The sequence below is a fragment of the Streptomyces sp. NPDC012637 genome (assembly GCF_042954805.1).
Classification (GTDB): domain Bacteria; phylum Actinomycetota; class Actinomycetes; order Streptomycetales; family Streptomycetaceae; genus Streptomyces.
Genome location: NZ_JBIBDS010000001.1, coordinates 1,619,162 through 1,642,335 on the forward strand (window position 1 = coordinate 1,619,162; position 23,174 = coordinate 1,642,335).

Sequence of the window (23,174 nt, forward strand, 5' to 3'; positions counted from 1 at the left end):
CGGACCTCTCACTCTGCTCGTCCTGTTCGCCGCGCGCGGCTCGAACGGGCACGTCGCGCGGACATCCGCGCGACGTGCCCCGCCCGCGCGCACGCACGGCTCCACAACGCCTACGGGGGCATCAAGACCATGACAACTTCGGACAACGAGAAACTCGTCGCCTACCTCAAGCGCCTCACCGTCGACCTCCACCAGTCCCGTCAGCGGGTCCGTGAACTGGAGGCGGGAGCGGCAGCCCACGCCGACTCCACGTCCGACCCCGACCCCCACGCCGACGACCCGATCGTGATCGTCGGCATGGGCTGCCGCTTCCCGGGCGGGGTGGACTCGCCCGAGGCGCTGTGGAAGGTCGTCGCCGAGCGGCGCGACGTGATCTCCGGGCTGCCGGCCGACCGCGGCTGGGACCTGGACGGCCTCTACCACCCCGACCCGGAGCACCCCGGCACGTCCTACGTGCGCGACGGCGGTTTCGTGACGGGCGCCGCCGAGTTCGACCCCGAGTTCTTCGGCATCTCGCCGCGCGAGGCGCTGGCGATGGACCCGCAGCAGCGACTGCTGCTCGAAGTCTCGTGGGAGGCCCTCGAGCGGGCCGGCATCACGCCCGGTTCCCTCCACGGGTCGTCGACGGGCGTGTTCCTCGGCGCGATCGCCCAGGAGTACGGTCCGCGCCTCGGCGAGTCGGGCACCAGTGCCACCGGCTTCGCGCTCACCGGTACGACCTCGAGCGTCGCGTCGGGCCGCGTGGCCTACACGCTCGGCCTCCAGGGCCCGGCCCTGACCGTGGACACCGCGTGCTCGTCGTCCCTCGTCGCACTGCACCTCGCGGTCCGCGCGCTGCGCTCCGGCGAGTGCTCGCTGGCCCTGGCCGGCGGCGTGACCGTCATGTCGACGCCGGGCATCTTCGTCGAGTTCTCGCAGCAGCGCGGACTCGCGGCCGACGGCCGCTGCAAGTCGTTCTCGGCCGACGCGGACGGAACGGCGTGGGCCGAAGGCGTCGGCGTGCTCGTCGTCGAGCGCCTGTCGGACGCCCGGCGCCGCGGCCACCAGGTCCTGGCCGTCGTCGCCGGCTCGGCCGTGAACCAGGACGGCGCGTCCAACGGCCTGACGGCGCCGAGCGGCCCCGCGCAGGAGCGGGTGATCCGTGCGGCCGTGGAGGACGCCGGGATCTCCTTCGCCGGTGTCGACGCCGTCGAGGCGCACGGTACGGGCACGGTGCTCGGCGACCCGATCGAGGCCCAGGCCCTCCTCGCCACCTACGGCAGCCGGCGCGACGGCGGCGAGCCGCTGCGGCTCGGCTCGCTCAAGTCCAACCTGGGCCACGCCCAGGCCGCCGCCGGCGTCGGCGCCGTCATCAAGATGGTCATGGCCCTTCAGAAGGGCGAACTGCCCGCCACCCTCAACGTCACCAAGCCCAGCGAGCTGATCGACTGGGAGTCGGGCGGCGTGGAACTCCTCACGGAGCCGCGTCCGTGGCCCGCCAAGGACGACAGGGTCCGCCGCGCAGGCGTCTCCTCCTTCGGCATCAGCGGCACCAACGCCCACGTCATCCTCGCCGAAGCCCCCGACGACGCGGACTCGGCCGAGGACGCGGCGGAGGCCCCGCTCGACGGCGCGGCCCTGCCGTGGATCGTCTCGGGCCGTACGGCCGACGCCCTCGCTCAGGCGGCGGGCGAGCTGGCCGCGTTCGTCCGGGCGCGGCCCGAGCTGAGCCCGGCCGACGTGGCGCACTCCCTGGCCACCGGGCGCTCGTCCTTCGAGACCCGCGCCGTGATCCCCGGTACGGAAGGACGTGACGGGCTGCTCGCGGGCCTGGACGCCCTCGCCTCCCGCGAGGTCGACCCGGTGGCCGCGGCCGTGTCCGGTGCGAAGCCGGGTCGTGCGTCGGGTGCCTCCGTCGTGTTCGTGTTCCCGGGGCAGGGCTCGCAGTGGGTGAGCATGGGATCCGAACTCCTCGACTCCTCCCCCGAGTTCGCCCGCGTCATCGCCGAGTGCGAGACGGCCCTCGAACCGTTCGTGGACTGGTCGCTCACCGCCGTCCTCCGCGGTCAGGAGGACGCGCCGGGTCTCGACCGGGTGGACGTCGTCCAGCCCGCCTCCTGGGCCATGATGATCGGCCTCGCCGCCCTCTGGCGCGCCAACGGCGTCAACCCCATGGCCGTCGTCGGCCACTCCCAGGGCGAGATCGCCGCAGCCGTCGTCGCCGGCGGCCTCTCCCTCGAAGACGGCGCCCGCGTCGTCGCCCTGCGCTCCAAAGCCCTGCGCGTCCTGTCCGGCGGCGGAGGCATGGCCTGGCTCGGCATCCCCGAAACCCAGGCCGAAGAACTCCTCACCACCTGGTCCGGCCAGATCTCCATCGCCGCCGTCAACGGCCCCTCCTCCACCGTCGTCGCCGGCAAGCCCGACGCCCTCGACGCCCTCCTCGCCCACTGCGAGGCCACCGACGTCTGGGCCCGCCGCATCCCCGTCGACTACGCCTCCCACTCGGCGCACGTCGACGAGATCCGCGACACCCTCGCCCACGAACTGGAAGGGGTCAGCCCGCAGTCGGGCCGCATCGCCTTCCACTCCACCGTCACCGGCGGCCCGATCGACACCCGCGAGCTGGACGGCACGTACTGGTTCCGCAACCTCCGCAGCCGCGTGAGGCTCGCCGAGGTCATCGAACAACTCGCCGCACCCGACGTCGTCTTCATCGAAGTCAGCGCCCACCCCGTCCTCATCAACGGCATCACCGAGACGTTGGAGGCCGGGGGCGGGACCGGCGCCGCCGTCGGCACCCTCCACCGCAACACCGGCGGCCTCCACCGCTTCACCGAATCCGCCGCCCAGGCCTGGACCCACGGCGTCACCGTCGACTGGCCCACGCTCCTCAAGCCCTACCGCGCCGGCACCGTCGAGCTGCCCTCCTACCCCTTCCAACGCCGCCGCTACTGGCTCGAGACCGAACCCGCCTCGACCGACGCGCGCGGGCTCGGCCTGGCCTCGGCCGGGCACCCGCTGCTCGGCGCGGTGGTCGAGCTCGTCGAGGAGGACCGGCTGGTGTACACGGGGCGGCTCGCCCTGGACACGCAGCCGTGGCTCGCCGATCACGCCGTGCACGGCACCGTGCTGCTGCCGGGCACCGCGTTCCTCGAGCTCACGATGGCGGTGGGCGCCCGGACGGGCTGGCGACGGCTCGCCGAACTCACCCTCCAGGCACCGCTGGTGCTTCCGGCCGGCGAAGCCGTACAGCTTCGTGTGACCGTCGAGCCGCCCGCCGCCAACGGGCAGCGGGAGCTGGCCGTGCACTCCCGGTCGCAGGACGCCGACCCGGGTGACCCGTGGACGCGGCACGCCGCCGCGGTGCTCGACATCGACGACGACGCGGCGGACTTCGACCTCGTCGAGTGGCCGCCCCCGGGCGCCCAGGAGATCGACGTCGAGACCCGTTACGACGCGCTCGCGGAGGCGGGCTACGACTACGGCCCCGCCTTCCAGGGCCTGCGCGCCGCCTGGCGCTCCGGTCGCGACGTGTTCGCCGAGGTCAGCCTGCCCGCCGAACTCGACGCCGCCTCCTTCGGGCTGCACCCGGCGGTGCTCGACGCGGCCCTGCACGCGGTCGGCCTGCTCCGCGAGGACAGCCGTACCGTCCTGCCCTTCTCCTGGTCCGGCGTCACCCGTCACGCCGACGGCGCGGACGCGCTGCGGGTGTGGCTCGGCGCCCGGGGCGAGGACGGCGTGACCCTGCGCGTCACCGACAGCTCGGGCAAGCCCGTGCTGTCCGCGGAGTCCGTCACGATGCGGCCGTTCACCGCCGCTCCGGACGCCTCCGGTGGCGCCGACTCGCTGTTCCGGCTGGACTGGCAGCCGGTCCCGGCCGGCCCGGGCGGCCTCGACGTGTGCCTGGTCGCGGACCTGTCCGAGGTGCCGGACCCGGTGCCGCAGGTGGTCGCCGTCCGATGTCCGGTCGACGAGCGATGTACGGACGCGTCGCAGCACCCCACCCACACGGGCGCCGGCCTCGCCGGTGCCGCGCACCGGGCGGCGGGCTGGGCGCTCGACCTGGTCCAGCAGTGGCTGGGCGACCCCCGCTTCACCGGCTCCCGCCTCCTGGTGCTGACCGAGGGCGCCGCGGGCCCCGAGGTCACGAACCCCGCCCAGGCCACCGTATGGGGTCTGATCAGGACCGCGCAGTCCGAACATCCCGACCGTTTCGCCCTGCTGGACTCCGACGCGGAGCACCGGGCGGACACCGTCCCCGGGGCCGTGCTCACCGAGCCCCAGCTCGCCCTCCGGGCGGGCGCGACCCTCGCCCCGCGACTGGTCCGGCACACCGACGTCGCCGGTCTCGACGCCGTCCGGCTCGACCCCGAAGGCACCGTCCTGATCACCGGCGGCACCGGTGTGCTCGGCGCGTCGGTCGCCCGCCACCTGGTCACCCGGCACGGCGCCCGCCACCTGATGCTGGTCAGCCGCCGCGGCGCCGACGCACCGGGCGCCGGAGAACTCTCCGCCGAACTCACCGGGTTGGGTGCCGAGGTCACGCTGGCCGCCTGCGACACCGCCGACCGGGAGGCCCTCGCGCAGCTCCTGTCGGGGGTACGGCTCACCGCCGTCGTGCACACCGCGGGTCTGCTGGACGACGGCGTGATCGGCTCCCTCACCGGGGAACGGCTCGCCGCCGTGCTGCGGCCCAAGGTGGACGCCGCCGCGCACCTCGACGAGCTGACCGCGGACCAGGACCTCGCCGCCTTCGTCCTGTTCTCCTCGGTGGCGGGCGTGCTCGGCAACCCGGGCCAGGCCAACTACGCCGCCGGCAACGTCTTCCTCGACGCGCTCGCCGCCCGCCGCCGGGCCGCCGGCCGTCCGGCGACCTCGCTCGCCTGGGGCCTGTGGGCCGAACGCACGGGCCTCACCGGCCACCTGGACGACGACACGATCTCGACCCGGGGCATCGCCCCGCTCTCCACCGACGAGGGCCTCGAACTCCTCGACCGGGCGCTCGCCGACGACCAGGCGCTGCTCGTGCCGGCCCGTCTCGACCCGGCCGGGCTGCGCTCCGACGCGCTCGCCGGCACCATGTCGCCGGTGCTGCGCTCGCTGGTGCGGGTCCCGCAGCGCCGGGCCGGCGAGTCCGGTCTGCGTCGCAGGCTCGGCCGGATGTCCGAGGAGGAGGGCCGCCGCCTGCTGCTCGACCTGGTGCGCACCCAGCTCGCCGCCGTCATCGGGCGCGACTCGGCGGACGGGATCGACCAGGACCAGCCGTTCAAGAACCTCGGCGTGGACTCGCTGCTCGCGGTGCAGCTGCGCAACCGCCTCAACTCCGCCACCGGTCTGCGGCTTCCGGCCACCCTCGTCTTCGACCACCCGACGACGGCCGCCGTCGTCGACTTCACGCTCGCGCTGGCGCTGGAACGCGCCGAGACCGCCGCCCCGCAGCCCGCCGCCGTCGCGGTCGCGCCGCGCACGGACGAGGACGACCCGGTCGTGATCGTCGGCATGGGCTGCCGCTTCCCGGGCGGGGTGGACTCGCCCGAGGCGCTGTGGAAGGTCGTCGCCGAGCAGCGCGACGTGATCTCCGGTTTCCCGGCCGACCGCGGCTGGGACCTCGACGGCCTCTACCACCCCGACCCGGACCACCCCGGCACGTCCTACGTGCGGCACGGTGGCTTCCTCCACGAGGCCGCCGAGTTCGACCCCGCGTTCTTCGGGATCTCGCCGCGCGAGGCGCTGGCGATGGACCCGCAGCAGCGACTGCTGCTCGAGGTGTCGTGGGAGGCCCTGGAGCGGGCCGGCATCGCGCCCGGATCGCTCCACGGCAGCGACACCGGCGTCTTCACCGGTGTGATGTACCACGACTACGGAGGCGGCGGCCGGCTGCCGGAGGAGGCCGAGGGCCACTTCCTGACCGGCACCGCCGGCAGCGTCGCGTCGGGCCGCGTGGCCTACACGCTCGGCCTCCAGGGCCCGGCCCTGACCGTGGACACGGCGTGCTCGTCGTCGCTCGTCTCCCTGCACCTCGCGGTCCGCGCGCTGCGCTCCGGCGAGTGCTCGCTGGCCCTGGCCGGCGGCGCCGCCGTGATGTCCACTCCCCACACCTTCGTCGAGTTCTCGCGTCAGCGCGGGCTCGCCGAGGACGGCCGTTGCAAGTCGTTCTCGGCGGACGCCGACGGCACCGCCTGGGCCGAGGGCGTGGGTGTCCTGGTCGTGGAGCGGCTGTCGGACGCCCGGCGCCTGGGCCACCGGGTCCTGGCCGTCGTCGCGGGCTCGGCCGTGAACCAGGACGGTGCGTCCAACGGGCTCACCGCGCCCAGCGGTCCCGCCCAGGAGCGCGTCATCCGCGCCGCCGTCCAGGACGCCGGTCTGACCTTCTCGGCCGTCGACGCCGTCGAGGCGCACGGTACGGGCACGGTGCTCGGCGACCCGATCGAGGCCCAGGCCCTCCTCGCCACCTACGGCAGCCGGCGCGACGGCGGCGAGCCGCTGCGGCTCGGCTCGCTCAAGTCCAACCTGGGCCACGCCCAGGCCGCCGCCGGCGTCGGCGCCGTCATCAAGATGGTCATGGCCCTTCAGAAGGGCGAACTGCCCGCCACCCTCAACGTCACCAAGCCCAGCGAGCTGATCGACTGGGAGTCGGGCGGCGTGGAACTCCTCACGGAGCCGCGTCCGTGGCCCGCCAAGGACGACAGGGTCCGCCGCGCAGGCGTCTCCTCCTTCGGCATCAGCGGCACCAACGCCCACGTCATCCTCGCCGAAGCCCCCGACGACGCGGACTCGGCCGAGGACGCGGCGGAGGCCCCGCTCGACGGCGCGGCCCTGCCGTGGATCGTCTCGGGCCGTACGGCCGACGCCCTCGCTCAGGCGGCGGGCGAGCTGGCCGCGTTCGTCCGGGCGCGGCCCGAGCTGAGCCCGGCCGACGTGGCGCACTCCCTGGCCACCGGGCGCTCGTCCTTCGAGACCCGCGCCGTGATCCCCGGTACGGAAGGACGTGACGGGCTGCTCGCGGGCCTGGACGCCCTCGCCTCCCGCGAGGTCGACCCGGTGGCCGCGGCCGTGTCCGGTGCGAAGCCGGGTCGTGCGTCGGGTGCCTCCGTCGTGTTCGTGTTCCCGGGGCAGGGCTCGCAGTGGGTGAGCATGGGATCCGAACTCCTCGACTCCTCCCCCGAGTTCGCCCGCGTCATCGCCGAGTGCGAGACGGCCCTCGAACCGTTCGTGGACTGGTCGCTCACCGCCGTCCTCCGCGGTCAGGAGGACGCGCCGGGTCTCGACCGGGTGGACGTCGTCCAGCCCGCCTCCTGGGCCATGATGATCGGCCTCGCCGCCCTCTGGCGCGCCAACGGCGTCAACCCCATGGCCGTCGTCGGCCACTCCCAGGGCGAGATCGCCGCAGCCGTCGTCGCCGGCGGCCTCTCCCTCGAAGACGGCGCCCGCGTCGTCGCCCTGCGCTCCAAAGCCCTGCGCGTCCTGTCCGGCGGCGGAGGCATGGCCTGGCTCGGCATCCCCGAAACCCAGGCCGAAGAACTCATCACCACCACGTCCGGCCAGATCTCCATCGCCGCCGTCAACGGCCCCTCCTCCACCGTCGTCGCCGGCAAGCCCGACGCCCTCGACGCCCTCCTCGCCCACTGCGAGGCCACCGACGTCTGGGCCCGCCGCATCCCCGTCGACTACGCCTCCCACTCGGCGCACGTCGACGAGATCCGCGACACCCTCGCCCACGAACTGGAAGGGGTCAGCCCGCAGTCGGGCCGCATCGCCTTCCACTCCACCGTCACCGGCGGCCCGATCGACACCCGCGAGCTGGACGGCACGTACTGGTTCCGCAACCTCCGCAGCCGCGTGAGGCTCGCCGAGGTCATCGAACAACTCGCCGCACCCGACGTCGTCTTCATCGAAGTCAGCGCCCACCCCGTCCTCATCAACGGCATCACCGAGACGTTGGAGGCCGGGGGCGGGACCGGCGCCGCCGTCGGCACCCTCCACCGCAACACCGGCGGCCTCCACCGCTTCACCGAATCCGCCGCCCAGGCCTGGACCCACGGCGTCACCGTCGACTGGCCCACGCTCCTCAAGCCCTACCGCGCCGGCACCGTCGAGCTGCCCTCCTACCCCTTCCAGCGCCGCCGCTACTGGCTCGAAGCGGCTGTCGAAGCCGGGCCCGCCGGCCGGCACAGCGCCGCGCGCGCCGATTCGCCGTCGGCTCCGCAACCGGCAGAGGCTGGAGGCCTGTTGGGCGTACGGCTGCCGTCGTCGCCGCTCGCGCAGGCGCAGTTCGCCCCGCGACTCGACCCGACGGCGCACCCGTGCCTCGGTGACTTCGTGGTCGGCGGTCGGCCGGTGGTCAGCGCCGGTGTGTTCCTGGCGTCGGTGATCGAGGCGGTCACCGAGATCGCCGGGCCGGGTCCGGTGTCCGTCGAGGACCTGGAACTGCCCGTCGACCTGGTGCTCGAACCGGTCGGTGCCGAGGGTCCGGCACCCGCCGGCGAGCGGGCCGCCCAGCTCGTCGTCGACGACGGCCGGTTCCGTCACTACGCGCAGGACCGGTCCGGTGCCTGGCAGCTGCACGCGCAGGGCCGGGTCCAGCCGGGTGCGTCCGCCGCGGCCACGGTGACGCTGGCGCCGGTCGGGTCGGGCCGCGAGCTGACCGGCGACGAGCTGTACCGGCTGCTGTGGCAGCGCGCGATGTACCTCGGTTCCGCCGCCCGCTGGGTGGAGCGGATCAGGCTCGGCCGGGGCGAGGCCACGGCCGAGATCCGCCCCGCCCTGCCGGGCGAGGCGGAGCCCTACCTGATCCACCCGGGCCTGGTCGACGCGATGTTCCAGACCGCGCTGGCCTGCTTCCCCATGGACGGCCCGGCCCTCGTGCCGGTCGGCGTCGAGCGCTTCGTCCACTACGACCGCGGCGGTCTGCGGGACGGGCTGCGATGTCACGCCGAACTGTTCGACGGCGGCACTCGGGCGCGCATCCGGCTCGTCGGCGCGAACGGCCGGCTGGCCGCGGAGGCGGACGGCGTGCGCTTCGCCCCCGCCCTGGCCCGCCCCGCGACCGAGCCCGCGGCCGGGCCGGCGCCCGCCGCCGAGCCCGTACGCACGGTGCTGCCCGAGCCGCGTCGCCAGGTCACCGCCCCGGCGGTCCCGGCCGACGCGCCCGAGACGGCTCCCGCGACGACGGCGACCGCGTCGCGCGCCGCGGCGCCCGAGGCCGTGCGGGACCTGGTGGCCCGGACCGTCGCGCAGGCGCTCGGCATCCCGGCGGCCCGGCTCGACGCCCGGCAGTCGCTGCAGGCGCTCGGTCTGGACTCGCTGATCGCGATGAAGATCCGGACGACGCTGAACCGTGAGTTCGAGGTCCAGCTGCCGATGAAGGCGTTCCTCGACGGCCGTTGCACCGACGACATCGCCGAGGACGTCCTCACCGCCCTCGGCGCCGGAGCCGAGGGCGAGGGCGGGAACGAGACCGGAGCCGCAGCGGAGGCGGAGTCCGAGGCCGAGGCCGACGACGCCGACCGCTACGAACCCTTCGCCCTGACCGACCTCCAGCAGGCCTACCTCGTGGGCCGCGGCGACGCCTTCGAACTCGGCAACACCTCCACGTACTTCCAGATCGAGATCGACCTGGAGAACGTGGACCTCGAGCGGCTCGGCGCGTCCTTCCGGGCGATGATCGAGCGTCACGACCAGCTGCGGGCCGTCTTCACCGCCGAGGGCGAGCAGCGCGTGCAGCGTGAGGTCCCCGCCTACGTGATCCGTGAGACCGACGTCTCCGGCCTGGACGAGGCCGGGCGCGAGGCCGCGCTGGCCGCCGTCCACGAGGAGATGCGCCACCAGGTCTTCGACACCGCCCGCTGGCCGCTGTTCGACGTGCGGGTGACCCGGATCGACGACCGCGCAATCCGGCTGCACGCCGGCTTCGACGCCCTGATCATCGACGGTTTCAGCACGTCGATCCTGTTCAAGGAGTGGGCCGCGCACTACCGCGGCGAGACGCTGCCCGAACTGACGCTGCGCTACCGGGACTACGTGCGGCAGGCCCGCGCGCTGGAGTCCGGCCCCGAGTACGACCGGGCGCTCGCGTACTGGCGTGACCGCTTCGACACCCTGCCGGGCGCGCCCCAGCTGCCGCTGGCCGTGAGCCCGTCGAGCCTGGAGCAGCCGGTGTTCACGCACCGCGGCGCGACGCTGGCGAAGGAGGACTGGCAGCGGTTCAAGGAGCACGCGGCGGCCGCGGGCATCAGCCCCTCGGCGGCCCTGTGCACCGCGTACTCGCAGGTGATCGCGGAGTGGAGCGCCACGCCCCACTTCTCGCTGAACCTGCTGTACTTCAACCGGCAGCCGCTGCACCCGCAGGTCGGTGACGTCATCGGCAACTTCTCCACGACGCTGATGCTGGAGATCCGCGACCGGGCGGGCGACGCGTTCGCCGCCCGCGCCGCGGACGTGCAGAGCCAGCTGTGGAGCGACATGGAGCACAGCCAGGTCAGCGGCGTGCAGGTGCTCAGGGAGCTGAACCGGGCCCGTGGCGCCTCGATGCGGGCGGCCGCGCCGGTCGTCTTCACGAGCCTGGTGAACTTCGCGGGCCAGCAGGACACGGAGCAGCGCGGGGTCGTCCAGTACCTGGGCGGCATCGGCGAGAACGGCCGTCAGGTGAGCAGCTCGGTCCGCACCCCGCAGGTGTGGCTCGACCACCAGGCGGTCGAGGAGGCCGGTGAACTCGTCCTGAACTGGGACGTGATCGAGGAGCTGTTCCCGGAGGGCTGCGTCGACGCCATGTTCGCCGCGTACCAGGGTCTGCTGCGGGAGCTCTGCCGTGACGCGGGTGCCTGGCAGCGGCCGAGGCCCGTGCTCACGCCGGCGGCCGACATGGAGGTACGGGCGGCTGCCAACGCGACGGACGGTCCGGTGCCCGACGGGCTGCTGCACGACGCGGTGCTCGCGCAGGCCGCGGCCACGCCGGACGCGCCCGCGGTCCTCACGCAGGCGCTGAGCCTGACGTACGCGGACCTCGACCGCAGGTCCAACGAGGTGGCGCACCGGCTGCGCGACCTGGGAGCCGGCCCCGGCGACCTGGTGGCGATCGTCATGGACAAGGGCTGGGAGCAGGTCGTGGCGGCCCTCGGCATCCTGCGGGCCGGGGCGGCGTACGTCCCGATCGACGCGAAGGTGCCGGCCGAGCGGCTGCACGTGCTGCTCGACAGCGCCGGGATCGGCCGTGTCGTCACCCAGCCGTGGGTGGACGGGTCGGCGGACTGGCCGCAGGACGTGGCCAGGATCGTGGTGCGGGCCGAGGACAAGGGTGACGAGCGTCCGTTCGGGCCGTCCGGCGCCAAGCCGGCCGACCTCGCCTACGTGATCTTCACGTCGGGTTCGACCGGACTGCCCAAGGGCGTGATGATCGAGCACGGCGCGGCACTGAACACGATCGTCGACCTCAACGAGCGCTACGGCGTCACCGCGGCGGACCGGGCCCTCGGACTGTCGGCGATGAACTTCGACCTGTCGGTCTACGACGTGTTCGGACTGCTGTCGGTGGGCGGCGCCCTGGTGCTGCCCGAGCCGGCGGCGCACCGCGAGCCCGCCCGCTGGGCGGAGCTCGTCACCGAGCACGGGGTGACGATCTGGAACAGCGTGCCCGCGCTCATGGAGATGTTCACCGAGCACGCCCTCGCGAACGGGCTCACCGGGCTGCCGGTGCGGCTGGTCATGATGAGCGGGGACTGGATCCCGGTGACCCTGCCGGGCCGGATCCGGCTGCTGCTCCCGGACGCCGAGCTGTGGAGCCTCGGCGGCGCCACCGAGGCGTCGATCTGGTCGATCCTGCACCCGATCGGCGAGGTCCGGGACGACTGGGTGAGCATCCCCTACGGCAGCCCGATGCGTAACCAGCGCTTCCACGTGCTCGACGGCGCGATGCGGGACTGCCCCGTGTGGGTGCCGGGCGACCTCTACATCGCCGGTGTCGGTCTGGCCCGCGGCTATCTGAACGACGAGGCCAAGACCAGCGCCGCCTTCATGCACCACCCCGTGACCGGCGAGCGGCTCTACCGCACCGGTGACCTCGGGCGCTATCTGCCGGACGGCACCATCGAGTTCCTCGGCCGGCAGGACTCCCAGGTCAAGATCGGCGGCTACCGGATCGAGCTGGGCGAGGTCGAGGCCGCCCTCACCCAGTGCGAGGGCGTGCGTGCCGCGGCGGTCGTCGCGGCGGGCGAGCAGCACGGACCGAAGCGCCTGATCGCCTACGTGGTCCTGGACGAGGGCCGCGAGGACACCGAGCAGCAGATCTCCGGGGCGCTGCGCCAGGTGGTGCCGCAGCATCTGGTGCCGCAGCGCATCCTCGTCCTGGACGAGTTGCCGCTCAGCGACAACGGGAAGGTCAACCGGGCGGCGCTGCCCGCGCCCGACGAGGTCGCGGCCGAGGGCTCCGGCTTCGTCGCCCCGCGCGACGAGGTGGAGCGCCGGCTGGCGGAGATCTGGGCGGAGTTCTTCGGCGTGACCGAGATCGGGGTGACCGCGAGCTTCTTCGAGCTCGGCGGTGACTCGCTGCTCGCGGTGCGCCTGATGGCCAGGATCGCCCGCGGTCTGGGCCGCAGCCTGCCGCTGTCCAGCCTCTTCTCCCGGCCGACGATCGAACTGCTCGCCCAGGCGGTCCGGGAGGCGGGCGGCGATGAGGGCCGCAGGGCGCTGGTGCCGGTGCGCACCACCGGCTCGCGGATTCCGCTGGTGTTCGTCCACCCGGTCGGCGGCGACGTGCTCTGCTACGCGGAGCTCGCCGAACTCCTCGGTGACGAGCAGCCGTTCTACGCGCTGCAGCTCCCCGACACGGAGCTGCTCAGCGTCGAGGACATGGCCGCGCACTACGTCGCCGCGGTCCGCGAGGCACTGCCGGAGGGCCCGTACCGGCTCGGCGGCTGGTCGATGGGCGGCGTGATCGCCCTGGAGATGGCGGCCCAGCTCACCGCGGCCGGTGCCGAGGTGGATCTGCTGGCCGTGGTCGACCTGATGGTGGAGCCCGGCCCGGCCAAGGGCGAGCCCGTCTCCGACGAGGTGCTGCTGTCGTGGTTCGCCCGGGACCTGGCGGGTCTCGCCGGAGTGGAGTGGGAGCTGGCGCCGGAGGCGTTCGACGGACGTCCGCCGGTGCGGGTGCTGCACTCCGAGGCCCGTGCCGCGGGCGCGCTGTCCGAGGACATCGACCTCGACACGCTGAGCGCGATCGTGGACCGGTTCCGGAACAACTACCGGGCCCTTCTGCGGCACGCTCCCAGCGGCTTCGCCGGCCGGGTGCTGTCGCTGCGGGCGGCGGACGGCGGTGCGACGGTCGAGACCGCGGGCCGCTGGATGGAGTACTTCTCCGGTGACGCCACCCTGGTCGACGTTCCGGGCGACCACTACACGGTGATGCGCGGCGAGCGGCTGCGCGTGCTCGCCGGTGAACTGCGCCGGGCGCTCGACGCCCGCTGACGCGGGGTCGGCCGGCCGAGGGCGGGCCGATCCGACGTCAACCGAACCGAACACCGGCCGGGCCCGTCCCGTACGCGGCCCGGCCACCCCGGACCGGTCCTGCGGGTCGGGGGATCCAGGTCCACGAAGTGAGGACATGCGGTATGCGAATTGATCAGACCGGCCGGAACAGCGCCGGAGCGGGCCGATGAGCGCGCTGCCGGCCGAGGTGCCGGTCGCCGTCGTCGGAGCGGGCCAGTCCGGGCTCGCCGTCGGCTACCACCTGCGGCGGGCCGGCGTGCGGTGCGTGCTGCTCGACGCGGGCGGCGAGGTGGGCGAGAGCTGGGAGCGGCGCTGGGACTCGCTGAAGCTGTTCACGTCCGCCCAGTTCTCCGGACTGCCGGGCCTGCCCTTCCCGGGCGAGGGCGCGCACTACCCCGGCAAGGACGAGGTCGTGGCGTATCTGCGCGACTACGCCGCGCGCTTCGACCTGCCGGTGCTGACCGGCCACCGGGTGCTGTCGCTGCGCAGGGACGGCGACGGCTACGTCCTGACCACCGCGCACGGCGAGTGCCGGGCCGGTCAGGTCGTGATCGCGACCGGCGCGTTCGGCGTCCCCCGGCTCCCGGAGTTCGCCTCCGGGCTGAGCCCGGAGGTACACACGGTGCACACCAGCGACTACCGCGGCCCCGGCCAGGTGCCGCCGGGCACCGTGGTCGTGGTCGGCGACGGCAACTCCGGCCGGCAGATAGCCGTGGAGCTGGCCAAGACCCATGACGTGGTGCTCAGTTGCAGCGAGGCCGCCTCGCCACCGCTGCCGCAGACCGTCGTCGGCCGGGACATGTTCTGGTGGATGAGCGTCCTCGGCGTCATGAGCCTGCCGGTGAACATGCAGGCGCCGGACCCGGTCGTCGGCGACCGGGTGCCCGAGCTCCTCGCGGCGGGCGAGCTGCGGACGGTGGGCCGGATCACCGGCGCCGAGGGCGCCGAGCTGCTGGTCGCGGACGGCGAGCGCGTCAAGCCGTCCGCGGTGGTCTGGGCGACCGGCTACCGCACCGACTGGAGCTGGCTCGACCCGGAGATGCTCGACGAGGACGGGCAGCCCCGGCAGACCGAGGGCGTCGGCGCGGTGCCCGGCAGCTACTACCTGGGCCTGTACCGGATGCGTACGCGCGGCTCGGCGCTGATCGGCTTCGTCGGCCGGGACGCCGAACACGTCGCGGCGGCGATCGTCGCCGCCCAGGGCACCACGACCGCATCCCCCACGGCAGAAGGCGAGCCGTCATGACCGACACCACCACCTCCACCGGCAACGCCGTCTCCGCCGAACTCGACGTCCTGGGCGCGCTGCTGGCGTTCGACTTCATCGGCTTCGCGCAGAAGGGCGGCGCGCTCGACCCGTCGGACCCGCTCTTCGGGCGGGCGGTCGGCGCCGGTTTCGGCATCGTGGCCCGTCGCCGCTTCCCGCAGGGCGCTTCGCCGGAGGAGATCGGCGGCTACGTCGCGGACTTCCTCGGTTCGCTGGAGGCCGGCGCGGAGGACTTCGACCCGGCCTTCCTCGCCGAGCTGATCGCCGCCGGACTGCGCGGGGAGGCGACGCCGCCCGGCGAGCGCCCGGACCCGCGCACGACGATCCAGGCGCGGCTGGTGCTGACGCTGCGGATGGTACGGGAGCTGGGCCTCGGCCCGGACGAGCAGCGCGAGCTGCTGGCCGAGGCGGCCCGGCTGACGGCGGCCTGAGAGACCAGGGCGGAGGCGCCCCGGGAGCCCGGTGATCCGGGTGCTCCGGGGCGCCTCCGCGTGATGCGGGGGCGCCCGGGCGCCGCTCAGCCCTGGGTCGGTCCGGCCTTCGTCGGCCCCTGCGCTGCGGCCCCGCTGGGGAGCCAGACGTCGAGCGCGCCGTCCGCGTACAGCGTGCGCACCGCCCGCTTGTCGTACTTGCCGACGCTGGTCTTGGGCACCGCGTCCACGAACGACCAGCGTTCCGGCACCCACCAGCGGGCCACCCGGCCGGTCAGGAACTCCCGTAGCCCGTCGCCGTCGACCTCGGCTCCGGGCACCAACGACACGCAGGCCAGCGGGCGTTCCTCCCAGCGCGGGTCGGGCACGCCGACCACGGTCACCTCGAGGACCGCGGGGTGCTCGATGATGGCGTTCTCCAGCTCGATGGTGGAGATCCACTCGCCGCCGCTCTTGATGCCGTCCTTGAGCCGGTCGCTGACCACCACCCAGCCGCCCGGCTCGATCACCCCCAGGTCGCCGGTGCGCAGCCAGCCGTCGTGGAACTTCTCCGAAGAGTCCTCGGTGTTGAAGTACGAGCCGGTGACCCACGGCCCGCGCAGCTCCAGTTCGCCCACGGAGGTCCCGTCCCAGGGCTGCTCGCTGCCGTCCTCGGCGATCAGCCGTGCCTCGACGAAGGGCATCAACCGGCCGCTCTTGGCCAGCCAGTCGACCTCGTCCTCGTCCGGTGTGCCGTGCGGCGGGACCGCGAAGGTGGCCAGGGGGCTGGTCTCGGTCAGGCCCCAGCCCTGCTTCAGGCGGACGCCGTAGCGGTCCTTGAGCTGCTGGAGCAGGGCGCGCGGCGGGGTAGCGCCGCCGCAGCCCGCGAGCCGTACGCTGCTCAGGTCGAGCGGGTGCCGCTCGCCGTGGTGCACGAGACTGTTCCAGATCGTGCAGATCGCGGCCACCGCGGTGGGCCGCTCCTCGTTGATGACGCGGGTCAGGTCCTCGGTGTGGAGCAGCCGCCCGTTCATGATCAGGTCGGAGCCCGCCAGCCATGCGGCGTACGGCCAGCCCCAGGCGTTGGCGTGGAACATCGGCACGATCGGCAGGACGCGGTCGCCGTCGTGCATCGCGAAGCCGGCGCTGGCCGAGACGCCGAGCGTGTGCAGGATGATCGAACGGTGGCTGTAGGCCACGCCCTTGGGGTTGCCGGTGGTGCCGGTGGTGTAGCAGAGCGCCGCCGCTTCCCGCTCGTCCAGGTCGGGCCAGACGTAGCCGGGCCGCTCGGCCGCGAGCAGCTCGTCCCAGCGGTGGACGGCGATGTCCGCGGGCAGGTCCAGGTGCGCGACCGGGTCCGCGTCGGGGTTCTGGTCGGGCGCGTCGCCGATGACGACCAGGTGGCGTACGCTGCCCAGCCGGTCGCGTATCGGGGCCAGCATGTGCAGGAGGGTCGCGTCGACCAGGAGGAAGGCGTCCTCGGCGTGCTCGACGATGTAGCCCAACTGGTCCTGGTGGAGGCGCAGGTTGAGGGTGTGGAGCACCGCGCCCATGCTCGGTACGGCGAGGTAGGCCACCAGGTGCTCGGGCGTGTTCCAGGCGAGCGTGGCGACGCGTTCACCCGGCAGTACTCCCAACCGGGAGAGTGCGGCGGCCAGTTGTTCGGCCTGGCCGGCGACGTCGGCGAAGGTCTGTAAGGAGCGGGCGGTCGGCCCGTCGGCACATCGCACCACCCGGCTGGCCGCGTGGACGCGTTGCCCGTGCGTGAGGATGTCGCGGACGAGCAGCTCGCGGTCCTGCATCGTGCTCTTCATGGTGCGGCTCCCTTGGAGGTGCGTGGGAAGAAGGAAGAAGCCGGCCCCGATGGCGGAGCCGGCTTCGACGGCGGGTGACGGCAGCATGCCGTCACCCGCCACTGTCCGAACAGGGCGCGGAATCAGCCCAGGTACTCGATGTCGCCCACCAGCCTGCTGCTGACGTGGTCGTGGTCCAGCATGTTGACAGTGGCGCTCATCTGGCCGCTGCCTCGCGCGAACGCGTAGTTGCCGGTGCTTCCGGTGATCGTGAACGTACCCGTCGGGTACACCATGGTGTCCGAGGTGACCGGCGCCGTGAGGCTGTAGCTGATGGTGAGCTTGTCGCCGTTGGGCTCCGTGATGGTCCCCGTCCCCTTGATGTCCCACTTGCCGGGGATGGTGGCCTTGCAGGCCGTCTCGACCTGGGACCAGGTGCCGCCGTTGCTGAGCGGCTTGCCGAGGGAGGTGCCCGAGCCGGTCACCTTGTAGCCGTTGCAGCCCACGGTGTCCGGGTGCGTGGTGGCGACCACCGCGAAGTTGTTGTTGATCTCGACCGTGGGAAGCCAGGCGGTCTCGGCGCGGACGCCCGTGCCGGTGGTGTCCGCGGCGAACGAGACGCCCGCAGTGCCGCCCGCGACCAGTACCGCTCCCGCCACCGCGCCCGCGACGCGCGCAGCCCATCTGTAGCCGGTTCTTGCCATCCCAAATCCCCCCGTAAATCGGCAGATGTTGTCCAACTGGGCCTGCTCTTCGGCCAGTTGGGGACAGTTTTGCCCACCGGAAGCGCTTCCGTCGAGCCGTTCGGCCGATTGACGGGGTTCCGTTTCGCCGCGGCATCCGCCCGGGTGCCTCAGCCGGTCGGCGTCCGGCTGAACCAGCCGCTGAAGGCCGGGGACTTCGCGTCCGTGCCGCGGCCGTGCCGTTCGGCCTCCGCCAGCATCCGTGCGGCCTCCGCCCGCCAGGTCGCCGCGTCCGCGCGCGGCGTCGGCAGGAAGGGGCCGCGCAGCGGCGCCTCGGCGGCGGCGCCGAAGAAGTCGCCGCCCTTGCGCCTGGCGTCGTCCGTGCCCCACGGACGTCCGGCGCCGCCCGCCGTCACCTTCTGGAGGTGGGGGATGTGCTTGGCGCAGTGGACGTACGCCTCCTCGACGGTGATCTCCACCCACACCAGGGAACGGCGGCCGGGCACGGGATCGGTGCCGAGGCCGTGCCGGGAGCGGCGCATCTCCTCGTCGGCCACGACCCGCGCCCGCCCGTTGACGTGCAGACCGATCCGGTGCCGCAGGAAGTCCACCATGAGGATGCCGACGTGCGGGTTCTCCTCGATGTTGCCCAGGCTCGCGTGCACGCCGTTGCCGCGGTACTCGGGGTAGGCGAGCGTCGCGTCGTCGAGGACGTGGAGGAAGCCCGCCGGCCCGGCGCGGAACGTGTTGTCGCACTCGCCGTGCCGGTCGGCCGTGGCCAGGAAGAACATCTCCTGCTCCCCCACGAACTCCCGCATCCGGGCGTTGAGCCGGTCGAGGACCTGGTCGGCGTAGAACCGGTCGGCGCGCTCGGTGCTGCCCATGCGCCGCTGGACGAGGTGTTCGCCGTCGCTGCCCGGGCGGGTGGTGCGTACGGGCAGGTGGTCGTACCGGTGCCCGGTGTGTTCGAAGGTGCTCAATTCCCTGCCCCGGCCAGTTCTTCGAGGGAGTCGTGTCGTATGCGCTGCGCCGGGATGCCGATGCCGACGAGGGCGTCGACCCCGCGCCGGATCAGACCGGGCGGACCGGACAGGTACGCGTCGTGCGCGTCCCACGGGCCCGAGGTGCGCACGGCCTGCGGCAGTCCGCCGGTGGGCAGCCCGGCCGCGTCGTCGTCGACGACGGGATGGACGGAGAGCCACGGGTGCGACTGCTGGAGGCGCAGCATGGTGTCGATGTCGTACAGGTCGTGGTCCCGGCGGGCTCCGTAGAACACGTCGACGGTCCGTCGGCGGCCGTGCCGGGCCACGTCCTCGACGAGGGCCTTGATGGGGGCGATGCCGGTGCCGCCGCCGAGGCACAGCAGGGCGCTGTCCCGGTTGTGGTCCACGGTCATGGAGCCGGTGGGCGGGCCGAGACGGAGCACGTCGCCGGGACGGGCCCGGTGGACGAGCGCGTTCGACACCCAGCCGGCCGGCACGGCCTTCACGTGGAAGGACAGCAGTCCGTCCGAGCGGGGCGCGGAGGCGAAGGAGTAGTGCCGCCAGATCCTCGGCCACCAGGGCGTCTCGAGGGCGGTGTACTGGCCGGCGAGGAAGGGGTACGGCTGGTCGGGCCTGACCGTGACGACCGCGACGTCCGGTGTCCGCCGCTCGTGCGCGACCACCTCCGCGTGCCACCAGGCGGGGGCGCGCAGCCCGTCCGCGGCCGCCGCGTCGATCATGATCTGGGAGACGGTGGTGTACGCGCCCACCCACGCCGCCTCCGTCCGCGGACCCCAGGTGCCCGGCGCGTACCGGGCCAGTGCGCCGATGAGCGCCTCGCCGACGGCGGGGTAGTGCTCGGGCAGCGTGCCGTACTTGCGGTGTCCGCAGCCCAGCCGGGTCAGGTAGGCGGTCAGGACCGCGGGGTCGTCCGCGTGGGTCGCGGCCGCGAGCAGCGCTTTGAAGAGCCGGTCGCGCTGGGTGTCCATCGCCGCGGGGAAGAGCTCCCGCACCTCGGGGTGGCGGAGGAACAGCAGGGCGTAGAAGTACGAGATCGCCTTGTCGGCGACCGGCTCGAGCTCGGCCATCGTGCGGCGCAGGAGCCCGGCGTCGGAGGTGTCCTCGACGGCGGCGTCCGGCCCCGCCGGGCCATGCCCGAACCAGCCTCCCCCGCCACCGCCCCCGGCCGACGTGCTGGTCGGACCATCCATCGGTGTGCCTCGCCTCGAACGTCCTCGGTCGGTCTTGTCGTGCGAAGTCACTCGGGTGAGTGAACCGGGCAGACCATACCCGTCCGATGCGAACACCAGCGCGGGCCGCCGACACTCCTTCTCGCCGTGTTCTGGCAGGTCAGAGCGGGTTACCAAAGAGTTCGACAAGTGGCGTCCGGCCCGCCCGCACGGTGGACCACCGGGAATCCCCGTCAAAGACTCACGAGCGCGCACGATCTCCTTGGCCGAACCCACGCGGAAGCTTCACAAGCGAGACCGCCGGACGGGATCCGGTTCCGCGGACGTGTCCCACGGCGTGTACGGCGAGCGCGGCGACCACGCAGCAGACGCCGCCCCCGAACAGCACGCCCCGGACTCCGAGCTCCCGGGCGAGCACGCCGACGAGCAGCGCGCCGAGCGGGGTGGAGCCCTGCAGGATCACCGTGTAGAGGGCCAGGACGCGGCCCCGGAAGCCCGGGTCGCAGCCGAGCTGCACGCGGTGGTTGGCGGCCTGGGCGAAGCCGATCGCGGCGAAGCCGGTGAGCGCGAGCAGCACCGCGGCGGCCGCATGGCTCGGCGCCCGCCCGGTCGCGGCCTCCAGCACGCCGAGGCCGAGGGCCGCCGTCGTGACGGTCCGGGCGGACGGGCGCTCCCGGCGGGCCGTACCGGCGAGGGCGCCGAGCAGCGCGCCGCCGGCGAAGGCGGTGGACAGCAGCCCGAAGGAGGTGGCGTCGGCGTGGAACACGGTCTTGGCGAGGAGCGGCACGGTGAGCTGGAAGTTGAACCCGACGACGCCGAGCAGCCCGACCAGGACCAGGCAGTGGAGCACGTCCGGGCGGTCCCTGGCGTGCCGCAGCCCGTCGCGGATCCGGCCCCGCCCGGCGGGCGGAACGGCCCGCAGCAGTTCGCCGGGGCGCATCGCGCGCAGCGCGGCGACGGTCGCCAGATAGCTGGCGGCGTTGAGGGCGATCACCGGCCCGGTGCCCCAGCCGGCGATCAGGAGTCCGGCGAGGGCCGGGCCGAGGACCCGGGCGAGGCTGAAGTACGCGCCGCTCAGCGCCGAGGCGTTGGGCAGCAGCTCGGGGCCCACCATCTCGCCGACGAACGACATGCGCGTGGGCACCTCGACGGAGTTGACGACGCCGAGGCAGAACGCGAGCAGACCGATCTGCCACACGGTGACCGCGCCACGGACGACCAGGACGAGCAGCGCGAGGGCGCACAAGGCGGAGGCGAGGTTGCAGCCGACGAGCAGCCGCCGTTTGTCGTGGCGGTCGGCGAGCCGCCCGCCGTACAGCGTGAGCAGCAGCATCGGCGTGAACTGGAGGGCGGTGACCGTGCCCAGGGCGGTGGCGGAGTCGTCCGTCAGGGACAGCACCAGCCAGTCCTGGGCGACGACCGTCATCCAGGTGCCGGCCACGGAGACGATCTGGCCGGCGACGAAGAGCCGGAAGTTGCGCACGGCGAGCGAGCGGAAGGCGTGCGTCGCGTTCATGGGTGCGGGTCCTCCTGGAGTCGCTCCAGGCACCTTGTACGCGGGAGCGCTCGAAGGCCGCTGTGAGGGGCCTCGGGCCCGGCTCAGGGAGACGTCGTGGAGACCACGTACACGCGCGGGAAGGCCGGGTCCGTCAGGTCGACCGTGATGTCGCTCGTGGGCCGGGGCCGCTCGCGCTTCACCGTGGTGCCGGACCAGCCGCGGTCCGGGGTGAAGTTCCAGCCGACGATGTCGGCGTCGCGCTCGCCGACGGTCACCTCGCCGGGCTGCAGCGCGTTCCGGCCGGCGCCGCTGTCGTGGAGGAAGGTGTCGAGACCGCCCGCGGTGGTCGTGAACTGCACGTACAGCCGGCTGGTCTTCCAGTTGCTGGTCTCGTAGTAGGCGACGTTCCAGGCGTCGGACGGGACCGGGACCTCGAAGACCCGGCGCTTCATCTGGGAGGGCCGGTTGTCCTGGAGCCCGACGACCGAGGACTCGCGTTCCTTGTCGCGCCCGCTGTCGCGGCTCTGGCCGGCGGAGATCATCAGATAGCCGGCCGGAACGCCGATGAGCAGCACGATGGTGAGCAGGGTGAGCACCCGGCGGCGCAGCATGTGCCCGCGGTCCTCGGGGAGCCGGCCGGGCGGCCGCTCGGGCGGGAACGCGGAGTGTTCGGGCGGCAGGGTCGGGTGGGGCACGGTCATGACTGCGGGTCCTGGGTGGCGCGGGGGGCCCGGTCGGCCGCGGTGCCGCGCAGCACCTGCGCGTAGCGCCCGTACCGCTCGTAGCGCTCGACCCGGCGGCGGTTGGCCCGGCGGAAGCGGCGGGCGACGAGCCGGGCGAGGTCGGCGGCGCCGACCATGCCGGCCTCGGGGCCGAGCTGGGCGCGGGCGATCCGGGCCTCGGGGCGGTAGCCACGGCCGGTGAGGTGGCGGCGGAAGGCGTCCCTCGCGGGGCCGATGAGCAGGTCGTCGGCGGCGGAGACGCCGCCGCCGATGACGAAGCAGGAGGGGTCGAGGGCGGCGGCCAGGTTGGCGATGCCGACGCCGAGCCACTGGCCGATGTCCTCCAGGAGCTCGACGCACATGGCGTCGCCCTCGCGGGCCAGCTCGGTGATGAGCGGGCCGGTGATGTCGGGGACGTTGCCCTTGACCCGCTCGATGATGTTGTACGCCACCGGGGAGTCGGCGGCGGCCAGCTCGCGGGCCTCGCGGACCAGCGCGTTGCCGGAGCTGTACTGCTCCCAGCAGCCGCGGTTGCCGCAGGGGCAGCGGTGGCCGCCGGGGACGACCTGCATGTGGCCGAACTCGCCGGCGACCCCGTACTTGCCGCGCTTGACCTGGCCGTCCTCCAGGATGGCGCCGCCGATGCCGGTGCCGAGGGTGATCATGACGAGGTGGTCCTCGCCGCGCCCGGCGCCGAAGCGCCACTCGGCCCAGGCGGCGGTGTTGGCGTCGTTGTCCACCATGACGGGGACGGCGAGCCGGTCCTGGAGGGCGTCGCGCAGCGGCTCGTTGCGCCAGGCGAGGTGGGGGGCGAAGAGCACCCGGGCCCGGTCGGCGTCGACCCAGCCGGCCGCGCCGATGCCGACGGCGTGCACGTCGTGGCGGTCGGACAGGTCCAGGACCAGCTCGACGATGGTGTCCTCGACGACCTTGGGGCTCTTGGACTTGTCGGGCGTCTCGGTGCGGACCTTCTCCAGGATGTTCCCGTCCGCGTCGACGACACCGGCCATCACCTTCGTACCGCCGATGTCGATGCCGACGGTCGGCACCCGGGGCGCGGTCAGGTGCGAGCGCCGCTCCCGGGGGCCGACGGTCCGCAGGACCGTGCCGCGGGCGGAAGCGCGCTGGGTCAGGTCACGGTAGGTACTCATCGGCTCGATTCTGCCAGGT

9 protein-coding genes and 1 pseudogene are annotated in these 23,174 nt (G+C 73.6%); 3 read left to right on the forward strand and 7 right to left on the reverse strand.

Features of this window, described 5'->3' with window-relative positions; translation table 11 throughout:
* Nucleotides 1-141: 141 nt before the first annotated feature.
* The 3 genes and pseudogenes from ACFY8W_RS07295 to ACFY8W_RS07305 form a co-directional block, all read left to right on the forward strand.
* Nucleotides 142-13,437, forward strand: a pseudogene (locus ACFY8W_RS07295) (amino acid adenylation domain-containing protein); the annotation flags it as partial.
* Between the two features lie 187 nt (nucleotides 13,438-13,624).
* Nucleotides 13,625-14,704 (forward strand): NAD(P)-binding domain-containing protein, encoded by a 1,080-nt coding sequence (locus tag ACFY8W_RS07300; protein WP_391101287.1) that lies wholly within the window; start codon nucleotides 13,625-13,627, stop codon nucleotides 14,702-14,704.
* On the forward strand, nucleotides 14,701-15,156 hold the full coding sequence (locus ACFY8W_RS07305; protein WP_391101290.1) for a hypothetical protein: 456 nt from the start codon (nucleotides 14,701-14,703) through the stop codon (nucleotides 15,154-15,156). Before ACFY8W_RS07300 ends, ACFY8W_RS07305 begins: the two co-directional genes overlap by 4 nt.
* Nucleotides 15,157-15,242: 86 nt before the next feature.
* Here the strand turns inward: ACFY8W_RS07305 and ACFY8W_RS07310 are convergent, their stop codons facing one another.
* The 7 genes from ACFY8W_RS07310 to ACFY8W_RS07340 all read right to left on the reverse strand — a co-directional run bounded on the left by ACFY8W_RS07310 (nucleotide 15,243) and on the right by ACFY8W_RS07340 (nucleotide 23,155).
* Nucleotides 15,243-16,949 (reverse strand): long-chain-fatty-acid--CoA ligase, encoded by a 1,707-nt coding sequence (locus ACFY8W_RS07310; protein WP_391101292.1) that lies wholly within the window; start codon nucleotides 16,947-16,949, stop codon nucleotides 15,243-15,245.
* A gap of 122 nt (nucleotides 16,950-17,071) precedes the next feature.
* A complete protein-coding gene (locus tag ACFY8W_RS07315; RefSeq protein WP_391101294.1) occupies nucleotides 17,072-17,632 on the reverse strand; it encodes a hypothetical protein in 561 nt (186 codons plus the stop codon).
* Nucleotides 17,633-17,781: 149 nt separating this feature from the next.
* Nucleotides 17,782-18,495 carry a pyridoxamine 5'-phosphate oxidase family protein gene (locus ACFY8W_RS07320; protein ID WP_391101775.1) on the reverse strand — a complete coding sequence of 238 codons (714 nt, stop codon included), beginning with the start codon at nucleotides 18,493-18,495 and terminating at the stop codon, nucleotides 17,782-17,784.
* A 92-nt stretch (nucleotides 18,496-18,587) separates the two neighbouring features.
* The gene (locus tag ACFY8W_RS07325) at nucleotides 18,588-19,805 is read right to left on the reverse strand and encodes a globin domain-containing protein (protein ID WP_391101296.1); all 1,218 of its coding nucleotides are present in this window, start codon (nucleotides 19,803-19,805) and stop codon (nucleotides 18,588-18,590) included.
* A 220-nt stretch (nucleotides 19,806-20,025) separates the two neighbouring features.
* Nucleotides 20,026-21,300, reverse strand: a complete 1,275-nt coding sequence (locus ACFY8W_RS07330) for an MFS transporter (protein WP_391101298.1) — start codon at nucleotides 21,298-21,300, stop codon at nucleotides 20,026-20,028.
* A gap of 83 nt (nucleotides 21,301-21,383) precedes the next feature.
* Nucleotides 21,384-21,983: a hypothetical protein gene (locus ACFY8W_RS07335; protein ID WP_391101300.1), complete on the reverse strand. Its 600-nt coding sequence runs from the start codon at nucleotides 21,981-21,983 to the stop codon at nucleotides 21,384-21,386.
* A complete protein-coding gene (locus ACFY8W_RS07340; RefSeq protein ID WP_391101303.1) occupies nucleotides 21,980-23,155 on the reverse strand; it encodes an ROK family glucokinase in 1,176 nt (391 codons plus the stop codon). Before ACFY8W_RS07340 ends, ACFY8W_RS07335 begins: the two co-directional genes overlap by 4 nt.
* Nucleotides 23,156-23,174: the final 19 nt, after the last annotated feature.

Excerpts from the sequence above, each read along its gene's own strand:
- ACFY8W_RS07325 (WP_391101296.1), bottom strand. The coding sequence starts at position 19,805 with ATGGATGGTCCGACCAGCACGTCGGCCGGGGGCGGTGGCGGGGGAGGC.
- ACFY8W_RS07330 (WP_391101298.1), bottom strand. The coding sequence starts at position 21,300 with ATGAACGCGACGCACGCCTTCCGCTCGCTCGCCGTGCGCAACTTCCGG.
- ACFY8W_RS07305 (WP_391101290.1), top strand. The coding sequence starts at position 14,701 with ATGACCGACACCACCACCTCCACCGGCAACGCCGTCTCCGCCGAACTC.
- ACFY8W_RS07315 (WP_391101294.1), bottom strand. The coding sequence starts at position 17,632 with ATGGCAAGAACCGGCTACAGATGGGCTGCGCGCGTCGCGGGCGCGGTG.
- ACFY8W_RS07335 (WP_391101300.1), bottom strand. The coding sequence starts at position 21,983 with ATGACCGTGCCCCACCCGACCCTGCCGCCCGAACACTCCGCGTTCCCG.
- ACFY8W_RS07320 (WP_391101775.1), bottom strand. The coding sequence starts at position 18,495 with ATGGGCAGCACCGAGCGCGCCGACCGGTTCTACGCCGACCAGGTCCTC.
- ACFY8W_RS07310 (WP_391101292.1), bottom strand. The coding sequence starts at position 16,949 with ATGAAGAGCACGATGCAGGACCGCGAGCTGCTCGTCCGCGACATCCTC.
- ACFY8W_RS07340 (WP_391101303.1), bottom strand. The coding sequence starts at position 23,155 with ATGAGTACCTACCGTGACCTGACCCAGCGCGCTTCCGCCCGCGGCACG.
- ACFY8W_RS07300 (WP_391101287.1), top strand. The coding sequence starts at position 13,625 with ATGAGCGCGCTGCCGGCCGAGGTGCCGGTCGCCGTCGTCGGAGCGGGC.